This is a genomic window from Colidextribacter sp. OB.20, from assembly GCF_009911595.1.
Classification (GTDB): domain Bacteria; phylum Bacillota; class Clostridia; order Oscillospirales; family Oscillospiraceae; genus Lawsonibacter.
The window spans coordinates 1-9,613 of record NZ_QWKG01000099.1 but is presented as its reverse complement, the minus strand read 5'-3'; the positions used below and the strand labels follow the sequence as shown (position 1 = coordinate 9,613).

The window sequence follows — 9,613 nt, the reverse complement described above, 5'->3', positions numbered from 1 at the left end:
AGGAAAGACTGCCGATATGTATTATTGAAACGGCTATAAAAACGCGGCCAGGTTGTATACAACCTGGCCGCGTTTTTCTTTTGTTCAGTGTATAAAGATGCCCTGAAGCCACAGCTTTCTATCAGTTTTTTGCCGCAAAAATCTGACGGGAAGCTGTCCCGCCAGCCCAATCCCCCTTATCAAAGTATCACCTGGATCATTGATGCGGTTGTCCTGGGCTTTGCCTATGCTGTCCTTGACTTTACCTGTGCCCTGAAAATTTACACGGTCTCCGCAATTCAAATTTTTCTTTCGTTATTTGTATAAAACGCATGAAAAACCTGAGATTCCCAGACAGGTTTTTATAATTGGGACAAGGAGCATACAACTTTATGTGCTTTTGAGGAAAAGATGTTGAATCGAGTTATAAGTTATGCTAGATTGAGAATACCACAGGCACAGGATGAAGCGACATAGCCTGTGTCTGACATAAAACGGAAAAGGAGTATAGTTATGAAAAAGAAAATTCTCAGTCTTGCTCTTGTTGGAGCCATGTGCGCAGCGCTGCTCACATCCTGCGGCAAGAAAAACGCCACCTGGAAGGTCACCTGTCCCTGGGCCCCCTCCGGCGTGGCCGCCATGGTGAGCCAGCAGGCCGCCACCAAGTCCACCGACTATTCCGAGACCATCACCCTGGTGGCCGAGGCCATCAAGGGCGACGCCGCCACCGTCAACACCTGGGTGGCCGACACCAAGGCCAACGACACCGAGCTGGTGTTTGTGGGCGAGGGTCTGCTGTCCATCACCTCCATCCTGGATCCCAGCAAGATGCAGTTCGGCTATGAGGACTTCGTCTTTGTAGAGAATCTGTACTCCTCCATCTTCGTCCTGTCCGCCGACGCAAAGCTGAACATCGGCAGCATCGCCGATCTGGAGGCCTATGTGGCCCAGGGCAATGAAATCAGCGTGGCCGTCAATGGTGCCACCAGCTCCGAGGCCTTCCTGGCCGCCGCTCTGTTCGGCTCCATGGGCGCCGGCGACAAGCTGAAGCTGACCCCCTACCAGTCCGCCGCTGAGGCCGCCCAGGCCGTGGCCCGGGGCGAGACCCAGTTCGCCGTCTCCCACCAGTCCCAGATTCTGGAGACCTACCAGCAAAAGGGCGTGACCGTTGTCTGCGCCTTCGATGAGAACGACATCGCCAATGGCGACTTCGCCGGCGTAGAGGGCGTGGGCCAGCACGGCTACCCCTACTTCCGCAACCGCTGCTTCGTCATGGCACGCGCCGGCACCGACGAGGCCAAGGTGAAGGAACTCAAGGAGCTCTACGGCAAGATCCTGGCCGACCAGGAGGTCGCCGACTGGCTGCATGACACCATGCTGCTGGAGGTGGACACCATGTCCGTGGAGGATGTGGAGGCCCACGTTGAAAACGTAAAGAACATCGTCAACGAGTACAAGGACATCGTTGCCGGCTGATCTGAGTACCACAGCGGATATGCGGGGAATGGGATCGGGAGGAATCCCGCCCATTCCCCTTTTTGAGTCAGGAAAGGAGGTTCCCCCATGAGCAAATGGGTGGAGCAGTTCAACGGCCGTATGGATGCCTGGGGCCGGAAGCTGCATGAGAAAGAGATTCGTATTCCTATTGATTTGGTGACCGGCGTCGTGTTTTTCCTTGTGGGGCTTGGCGTTTTGCTGGTCATGCCCGACCAGGTGGCAATTTCTGAGAAGGACGTGGTGAACGGACGGGCCTTCCCCACCATGCTGACAGTGGTGATGCTGCTGTGCTGCGCCATGCTCATCGGTAAGGAGCTGTATAAGCTGGTCACGAAGCAGCCCCTGAACTGGAAGGTCATCAATATTCAGGTGGAGATCAAGGCCCTGGTCATTCTGGGCATCCTGGTGCTCACCTATCTGCTCAGCAAGCTCACCGGCCTGTTTGTAGTGGGAGCGATTTTCTGCTGTCTGGGATTCCTGCTCTACTTCCGGTGCCGGAAGAAATCCTACTATGTCATTACGCTGGTGATGGCGGTGGCCATCTGGGCGGCCTTCCGCTTCGCCCTGGGCGTGGACTTTTAAGGAGGGGGACGGCTTATGTTGCAGCATATCATTCCGGCCACCGGCCTGCTGTTCACGCTGGAGAACATCCTGTGGATTAACATCGGTGTGTTTATCGGCTCGGTTTTCGCGGCCATCCCCGGCCTGAGCGTCATCCTGTGCGTCATTTTGTTCCTGCCCGTTACCTACTCCATGACCGCCATCCCCGGCATGATGTTCCTGCTGGGCATCTACTGCGCCGGCGGCTACGGCGGCAGCGTGTCCGCCATCCTCATCAACACCCCCGGCACCCCCCACGCGGCGGCCACCATGCTGGACGGACACCCCCTGTCTCAGCAGGGCCGCACCAAGGTGGCGCTGAAAATCGCCCTGTACGCCTCCACCTTCGGCGGGGTGTTCTCCGCCCTGATGCTCCTCTTCCTGGGCCCCCAGGTGGCTAAGATTGCCGCCCAGCTGGGCACGGCGGAGTACTTTATGGTCTGCGTGTTCGGCCTGACTATCATCGCAGGCGTGTCGGGCAAGAGCATGATTAAGGGCCTGATCTCCGCCTGCCTGGGCCTGCTCATCTCCTGCGTGGGCTCCGACCCCATGACCAGCTACGACCGCTTCACCTTCGGGATTTCCCGGCTCTATTTGGGCCTGGACCTGGCCATCTGCCTCATCGGCCTGTTCGCCCTGGTGGAGATTATGGCAAAGGCGGAGCGGCGTCTGGACCGGCTCAACCTGGATACCACTCAGATCAAGGACGACGGAGTCATTACCAAGGCGGAGTACAAGCGCATGGCCCGGCCGGTGCTGGTCTCCTCCATCATTGGCGTGCTGGTGGGCATCATCCCAGGCACCGGGGCCTCGGAGGCCTCCTGGTTCAGCTACAACACCGCCAAGAACATGTCCAGGCACCCGGAGGAGTTCGGCCACGGCTCGGTGGAGGGCATCGCCGCCGCCGAGTCGGCCAACAACGCCGTCACCGGCGCGACCCTGATCCCTCTGCTCACCCTGGGCATCCCCGGCGACGGCACGGTGGCTATCATGCTCTCCGCCCTGATGATTAACGGCCTGAACCCCGGCCTGAGCCTCTTTACCACCCAGGGGGACATCATGTACGCCATCATGCTGGGCCTGATTCTGGTGAATATATTCATGTGCCTCCAGGGCAAATTCCTCACCACCCTCTTCGCCAAGGTGGTGTCCATCCCCCAGGAGATCCTCACCCCCATCATTGTGATTTTCTGCTTCGCGGGGGCCTACTCCGTCAACGGGAACTACTTTGATGTGGGCGTGGCCCTGATTTTCGGAATCCTGTCCTGGGTTCTGCGCAAGCTGGAGCTGCCTCCCGTGCCCATCCTGCTGGGCCTGGTGCTGGGCAGCATGACCGAGACCAACTTCCGCCGGGCCCTGCTCATCTCCAACGGCAGCCCCAGCATCTTTTTCAGCAGCGTGTACTGCATCATCTTCCTGGTCCTCATCGTGGCGGCGGTGGGCGCCATTGTCCGTGGCAAGGTGAAGGAACGAAAGGCCGCCGCACAAAAGGAGGACTGACAAATGCCCAACAACATTATTTTCTACTTTACCGACCAGCAGCGGTGGGACACCTGCGGCTGCTTCGGCCAGCCCCTGGACATCACGCCCAACCTGGACCAGCTGGCCCGGGAGGGGGTCAAATTTGACAACGCCTTCTCCCCCCAGCCGGTGTGCGGTCCCTGCCGGGCCCTGTTCCAGACGGGCAAGTGGCCCACCGAGACGGGCTGCTTCCGGAACAACATCATGCTGCCCGCCGGGGTGAAGACCCTGGGCAGCTACATTGAGGAGGCGGGCTATGAGACCGCCTACATCGGCAAGTGGCACCTGGCCAGCGACGGGGAGCTGGAGAAGCCCCCCACCATTGACCACACCGTCACCGCCATTCCCCGGGAGCTGCGGGGTGGCTACACCGGCTTCTGGCGGGCCGCCGATGTGCTGGAGTTCACCTCCCACGGCTATGACGGCTTTGTCTTTGACGAAAACGGCCAGCGGGTGGACTTCAAGGGCTACCGGGCCGACTGCATCAACGACATGGCACTGGAGTTCTTCGACCAGTACGACGGGAAGAAGCCCTTCTTTATGACCATATCCCAGATCGAGCCCCACCATCAGAACGACCGCAAGCACTACGAGGGTCCGGAGGGCTCCAGGGAGCGGTTTAAGGACTTTATCCTGCCCGAGGACCTGAAGGTCCTGGGGGGCAACGCAGCGGAGGAGTACCCGGACTACCTGGGCCAGTGCGCCAGCCTGGACGAGAACCTGGGCCGGCTGGTGGCCAGGCTGAAGGAGAAGGGGCTGTATGAGAACACGGTGATTATCTTCGCCTCCGACCACGGCTCCCACTTCCTCACCCGCAACCGGGACGCCCATCTCAACGGCTACGACGACTATAAGCGCTCCTGTCACGACGCGGCCCTCCATGTGCCCCTGGTCATCGCCGGCGGGCCCTTCAAGGGAGGGGTTGCCGTGGAGGAGCTGGTGAGCACCGCCAGCCTGCCCAAGACCATCCTGGCTCTGGCCGGAGTGGATGTGGGAGACGCCATGATCGGGGAGAACCTCCTTGACGTGGTGGAGAAAAAGGACGATAATAGACTTAACGAGATTTTCGCGCAGATCTCCGAGAGCCGGGTGGGCCGGTGCATCCGCACGGCCCGGTATACCTACTCCGTCTACGCCCCGGGCGTAAACGGGGGCGAGGCGGCGGCGGCGGACGTGTACGCCGACGACTTCCTCTACGATATGGAGAAGGACCCCCACCAGCTGAACAACGTGGTAGCCGACCCGGCCTACCTCCAGGTGAAGGAGGAGCTGCGCTCCCGTCTGCTGGACTGGATTGAACGCGCGGAGGGGACCCGTCCTGTGATTGCCGACTGAGGGAGAGCTGCGCGGCCTGACGAGGAGGTCATTATGAAGGAGCTGGACGGCAAGGCGGAGATGGTCTATCTCTGGGTGCGGGCCTATATTGAGGAGAACAAGTTTTCCAGCAATACGAAGATCCCCTCAGAGAACACCCTGAGCCGGAAGCTGGCCGTCAGCCGGGAGACGGTGCGCCGGGCGCTGGAGCGGCTGACGCAGGAGGGGCTGCTGCTCCGGGTAAAGGGCAGCGGCACCTATATCGACAAGGAGGCGGCCCTGTCCTGGGAGCTGGGGGGGAGCGGCGGAAAGCTGAAGATCGGCCTGATCCTCCAGGGCCAGGACGGCAACGCCAACTCCAGCCTGATGGAGGGCATCCGCAGCATCCTGCCCCCCGACCAGGTGGACCTGCGCACCTTCCTCACGGACAACAAGTTCGCCAACGAGCGGCACTGCCTCCAGACCGTCATCAACCAGGGGTTTCAGGGCTTTATCGTGGACGGCGTGAAGGCCAGCCTGCTCAACCCCAACCTGGACTGCTACCAGAAAATCTACCAGAAGCGGATTCCGGTCATCTTTTACAACAACTATTACAAAAACCTGAGGTGTCCCCGGGTGGTGGTCAACGACCTGCGGTGCGCTCAGGAGCTCATTGGCCTGCTTATTCGGGAGGGCCACCGGAACATCGCCGGGGTGTTTGTCTCTGACAACTACCAGAGTATTGAGAAGTTTCAGGGAATGGCCGCCGCCCTCCAGGAGAACGGGGTGGCTTATCAGGACGACTACATAAAGTGGTGCGTCTCCGACGAGGCCCACGACCCCAGCTTTGCCCGCTCCATCGACCGCTTCTTAAAGCGTCTGCCCCGGTGTACGGCAGTGGTCTGCTGCAACTACATGCTCTACCAGCTGGTGCGCCAGGTGCTGGAAAAGCAGGGGAAGCGGGTGCCGGAGGACTGCTCTCTGGTGTGCTTTGACTACTCCAGCGACGACTGGGAGGCGGAGGGGGTCACCTGCTCCGTCCACCAGGGCTACCGAATCGGCCAGGAGGTGGCCTCCCGGCTGACGCGGATGATCCGGAACCGGGACTGTGACGACCTGGGCTATACCTGTGTTCTGGCTCCGGAGATTTTTGTGGGCCGGTCCATCGGCCCCGCCATAAGATAGACAGCGCGGGCCGCCCATAAGGGCGGCCCGCGTCAAAAGGGAGGAGATTTCATGCCGCCCCTGAGCATCCTGATTAAGCCGGCCTCCAGCGCCTGCAATCTGCGCTGTGCCTACTGCTTCTACGCCGACGAGGCAAGCATCCGCGCCGTGCCCAATTACGGCCTGATGTCCCGGGAGGTGAGCCACGCCCTGATTGAGAAGGCGGCGGGGGCGGCGGAGGGCTCGATCACCTTTCTGTTTCAGGGCGGTGAGCCCACCCTGGCGGGGCTGGACTTCTACCGGGACTTCGTCTCCTATGTGAGAGAGACGGTCCCCGATGGGCTGGCGGTCCGGTACGCCATTCAGACCAACGGGATGCTGCTGGACGGGGACTGGTGCCGCTTTTTCCGGGAAAACCGCTTTCTGGTGGGCCTGTCCCTGGACGGGACCCGGGAGTGCCACGACCGCTTCCGCCGGGACGGAGCTGGAAAGGGCACCTATGACCAGGTGATGAAGGCGGCCCGCCTGCTGGAGGAGACTGGGGTGGAGTACAACGTCCTCACGGTGGTGACGGGCTATCTGGCCCGGCATATCCAGGGCGTCTTTTCCGCCCTGTGCAAAAGGGGCTTCCGCTTTCAGCAATACATCCCCTGTCTGGACCCCCTGGAGGAGGCGCGGGGAGGACAGGGCTACTCCCTGTCTCCGGAGCAGTATGGGAGCTTTTTAAAGACCCTGTTTGACCTGTGGTATCGGGAGCTGGAGCGGGGCCGATACTGGTCCATCCGGTATTTTGACAATCTGATATGGATGCTGGACGGACACGCCCCGGAGCAGTGCTCCATGTGGGGGTGCTGTGGGCTGCAGTATCTGGTGGAGGCGGACGGAAGCGTTTACCCCTGCGACTTCTACGGCCTGGACGAATACCGCCTGGGGAATATCCGACGGGATTCCTGGGAGGAGCTGGACCGGGCCCGGGAGAAAATTGGCTTTGTGGAGGCCTCCCGGCGCATCCCGGAGGAGTGCGGGAGCTGCCGTTGGTATCCCTTGTGCCGCAACGGGTGCCGCCGGGACCGGGCGGTGGAGGAGGACGGACTGGGACGCAATTACTACTGCCGGGCCTACGCCGGATTTTTTGCCTACGCCCTTCCCCGCCTGCGCCAGGCCCATAGCATGCTGAGGACGAGGTGAGCTCATGCTGATATTTTTTCTTGTGGCCCTGGGGGCCAGCGCCGCGGGCGCCATCTGCGGCATCGGCGGCGGGGTCATCATCAAGCCTGTGCTGGACCTGTTCCACCTGGAGACGGTGTCCGCCATCAGCTTTTTATCCGGCTGCACCGTGCTGACCATGAGCTGCTACTCGGTGGGCAGGTCGCTTCTGGCGGGAGAGAAAAGGGTCTCGCTGGACGTGGGGACGCCGCTGGCTGTCGGAGCGGCTGCGGGCGGCCTGCTGGGCAATCAGATGTTCGCGCTGGTGCGGGAGCTGTCAGACACTCCCAGCCGGGTGGGGGCGGTTCAGTCCGCCTGTCTGGCCGCCGTCACGGTGGGGACGCTGCTCTACACCCTGAATAAATCCCGCATCCCTACGCATCAGGTCCGAAATAAATGGGCGTGCGCCCTGATCGGCCTGGTGCTGGGCTGCATGTCCAGCTTTTTGGGGATCGGCGGCGGGCCCATCAATCTGGTGGTGATGTACTTCTTTTTCAGTATGGATACCAAAACAGCCGCCGCCAACAGCCTGTACATCATCTTTTTCAGCCAGCTGTGCAGCCTGCTGACCACCCTGTTCACCGCCTCGGTCCCGGAGTTTCACTGGCCCGCGCTGGTGCTGATGGCGGCGGGCGGACTGGGGGGAGGCGTTTTGGGCCGAAGGCTGAACCGGCGGATGGACAGCGGAGCGGTGGAATGGCTGTTTGTTTTGCTGATGTCCGTAATCATCCTAATCAGTCTCTTTAACACGTGGCGGTATTTGACCTGCTAAAGGGATTCCCGCGAAAATTGGGGGAGTATGGCGGCGAATGGGCCGTCGTCAGGACCTTTGACAAGCTTCAAACAAGCCCTAACGGAGATAGATGCCAAAATGATCCCAGACCTGTTCGTTCCGGGCTAGGGCCTCGTTGCTTTTTGGTCTTGTCATGACGCCGACGGCGTTGAGCAGGGCGGTGATGACGCTGACGATGGGGACGATATTGTCTGAATATGAGAATATCTCGTTATCCACCAGCAGCGGGACCGTAGTATAAGGTATTACAGGTGAGGACAGCCGGTCTGTGATGGCGATGGTAGGTACGCCGGCCTGATGGACCAGAGCGATTGCCTGGGCGGTACTCCGCAGGTAGCGGGGCATACTGATGGCTAGAAACACATCGCCCTCCTGAAGGCTGGACAGGGCGTCAATCTCAGGCTGCTGCATATTGATTGCCAGGACGTTGTCCCGAATCCATCCCAGCTCCAGCGCGAAAAAGTGGATCAGCGAGTAGGAGCTGCGCGAGCCGAAGAGAAACACCCGCTTGGCGTTGGCCAGCAGCTCCACCGCCTTATGAAAGTTTTGGCTGCTTATGGTGTGCATAGTGCGCTGTATGCCGTCCATACCCTTTTGAAGGACCATGTTCATAACGCTCTCGCTGTCGGAATCATGGACCAGGTCCAGACGGTTGCTCATGGACAGCCGGCTTTTCAGAATGGCCTGAAGTGCGCGCTGCATCTCCGAGTAGCCGGCGTAGTCCAGCGCGGTGGCCAGCCGGATTACGCTGGATTCGCTGACCTGACAGCTCCTGCTGACCGCGGCGGATGTGGAAAAAGCCACTTCATCATAATGCTCCAGGATGTATTCTCCTACCTTCCTCTGGGTTTTGCTCAAGGACGGCATTTGAAGCTGAATCCGTTCCAAGGGTCCCAGCTGGTCATAGGGGATGTCTTTATGCACCTGAATCGCAACCTTTCCTGTTTTTGTTCATAATATCGGTATAAATTCTGATTTTCTATAAGAATACCATATTTATAGAAATATTCAAGGGAAATCAGAAGAATTAAATTTTACAAAAAATTACAAATTTGATTATTTATTGGCTTTTAGTACAAATGTAAGCGGCTGTGGAAGGAAATGTATTTGTAAATATTCAACAAAAAATTTTTTAACAATTATTTCTGGTTATAGCTTTTAACTGGCATATGTTGCTGTTTTCACCAAAAGCCCCTGTTTTTTCGCAAATAGTGCTGTGAAAGGTAAATGATTTAAATAATTCATTTACATCAATAAAATGATTGATTTGCTTCGCCTTATAGAGTATAATAAAAAGGCGAATAAATTTGCAGCGGAAGGACCAGAACCATATTTTATCAGGGAGGTTACTATGGAAGACAATCGTATTATTGAATGTGTAGAGCGCGCAAACTACATCCTGTCGAACCTGATGGCGGTGAAGCCTGGAGAAGAGGTGCTGATCGTCATCGACCCCCAGACGGACATGCGCATGGCCAACGCCATGGCAGCGGCGGCTCTGAACTGCGGCGCGGAGTACGGGATCTATATGATGCCCATCCGCGGCAAGGACAAGGCCAC

Annotated in this window: 8 protein-coding genes and 1 pseudogene; 8 read left to right on the top strand and 1 reads right to left on the bottom strand. The window is 58.9% G+C overall.

What is annotated here, in order from left to right; all coding sequences use genetic code 11:
- Positions 1-492: 492 nt before the first annotated feature.
- The 7 genes from D1641_RS17800 (at position 493) to D1641_RS17770 (ending at position 8,032) form a co-directional block, all read left to right on the top strand.
- Positions 493-1,455 (top strand): hypothetical protein, encoded by a 963-nt coding sequence (locus D1641_RS17800; RefSeq protein ID WP_160668144.1) that lies wholly within the window; start codon positions 493-495, stop codon positions 1,453-1,455.
- 87 nt (positions 1,456-1,542) lie between these two features.
- A complete protein-coding gene (locus D1641_RS17795; protein ID WP_160668142.1) occupies positions 1,543-2,058 on the top strand; it encodes a tripartite tricarboxylate transporter TctB family protein in 516 nt (171 codons plus the stop codon).
- Between the two features lie 15 nt (positions 2,059-2,073).
- Positions 2,074-3,576, top strand: a complete 1,503-nt coding sequence (locus D1641_RS17790) for a tripartite tricarboxylate transporter permease (protein WP_160668140.1) — start codon at positions 2,074-2,076, stop codon at positions 3,574-3,576.
- Positions 3,577-3,579: 3 nt separating this feature from the next.
- Positions 3,580-4,932 carry a sulfatase-like hydrolase/transferase gene (locus tag D1641_RS17785; protein ID WP_160668138.1) on the top strand — a complete coding sequence of 451 codons (1,353 nt, stop codon included), beginning with the start codon at positions 3,580-3,582 and terminating at the stop codon, positions 4,930-4,932.
- A gap of 33 nt (positions 4,933-4,965) precedes the next feature.
- Positions 4,966-6,075 carry a GntR family transcriptional regulator gene (locus tag D1641_RS17780; protein WP_160668136.1) on the top strand — a complete coding sequence of 370 codons (1,110 nt, stop codon included), beginning with the start codon at positions 4,966-4,968 and terminating at the stop codon, positions 6,073-6,075.
- Between the two features lie 51 nt (positions 6,076-6,126).
- Entirely contained in the window at positions 6,127-7,242 is a 1,116-nt protein-coding gene (locus D1641_RS17775; protein ID WP_160668134.1) for an anaerobic sulfatase maturase, read from the top strand.
- A 4-nt stretch (positions 7,243-7,246) separates the two neighbouring features.
- Positions 7,247-8,032 (top strand): sulfite exporter TauE/SafE family protein, encoded by a 786-nt coding sequence (locus D1641_RS17770; protein WP_160668132.1) that lies wholly within the window; start codon positions 7,247-7,249, stop codon positions 8,030-8,032.
- Between the two features lie 78 nt (positions 8,033-8,110).
- On the opposite strand, the gene D1641_RS17765 is transcribed toward D1641_RS17770, so the two are convergent.
- A complete protein-coding gene (locus tag D1641_RS17765) occupies positions 8,111-8,977 on the bottom strand; it encodes a MurR/RpiR family transcriptional regulator (protein ID WP_160668130.1) in 867 nt (288 codons plus the stop codon).
- A gap of 427 nt (positions 8,978-9,404) precedes the next feature.
- Here D1641_RS17765 and D1641_RS17760 point away from each other — a divergent pair.
- Positions 9,405-9,613: pseudogene (locus tag D1641_RS17760) on the top strand (leucyl aminopeptidase); the annotation flags it as partial.

What these genes read in the sequence shown, in the direction of transcription:
- D1641_RS17775 (WP_160668134.1), top strand. Translation starts at nt 6,127, where the DNA reads ATGCCGCCCCTGAGCATCCTGATTAAGCCGGCCTCCAGCGCCTGCAAT.
- D1641_RS17800 (WP_160668144.1), top strand. Translation starts at nt 493, where the DNA reads ATGAAAAAGAAAATTCTCAGTCTTGCTCTTGTTGGAGCCATGTGCGCA.
- D1641_RS17780 (WP_160668136.1), top strand. Translation starts at nt 4,966, where the DNA reads ATGAAGGAGCTGGACGGCAAGGCGGAGATGGTCTATCTCTGGGTGCGG.
- D1641_RS17795 (WP_160668142.1), top strand. Translation starts at nt 1,543, where the DNA reads ATGAGCAAATGGGTGGAGCAGTTCAACGGCCGTATGGATGCCTGGGGC.
- D1641_RS17790 (WP_160668140.1), top strand. Translation starts at nt 2,074, where the DNA reads ATGTTGCAGCATATCATTCCGGCCACCGGCCTGCTGTTCACGCTGGAG.
- D1641_RS17785 (WP_160668138.1), top strand. Translation starts at nt 3,580, where the DNA reads ATGCCCAACAACATTATTTTCTACTTTACCGACCAGCAGCGGTGGGAC.
- D1641_RS17770 (WP_160668132.1), top strand. Translation starts at nt 7,247, where the DNA reads ATGCTGATATTTTTTCTTGTGGCCCTGGGGGCCAGCGCCGCGGGCGCC.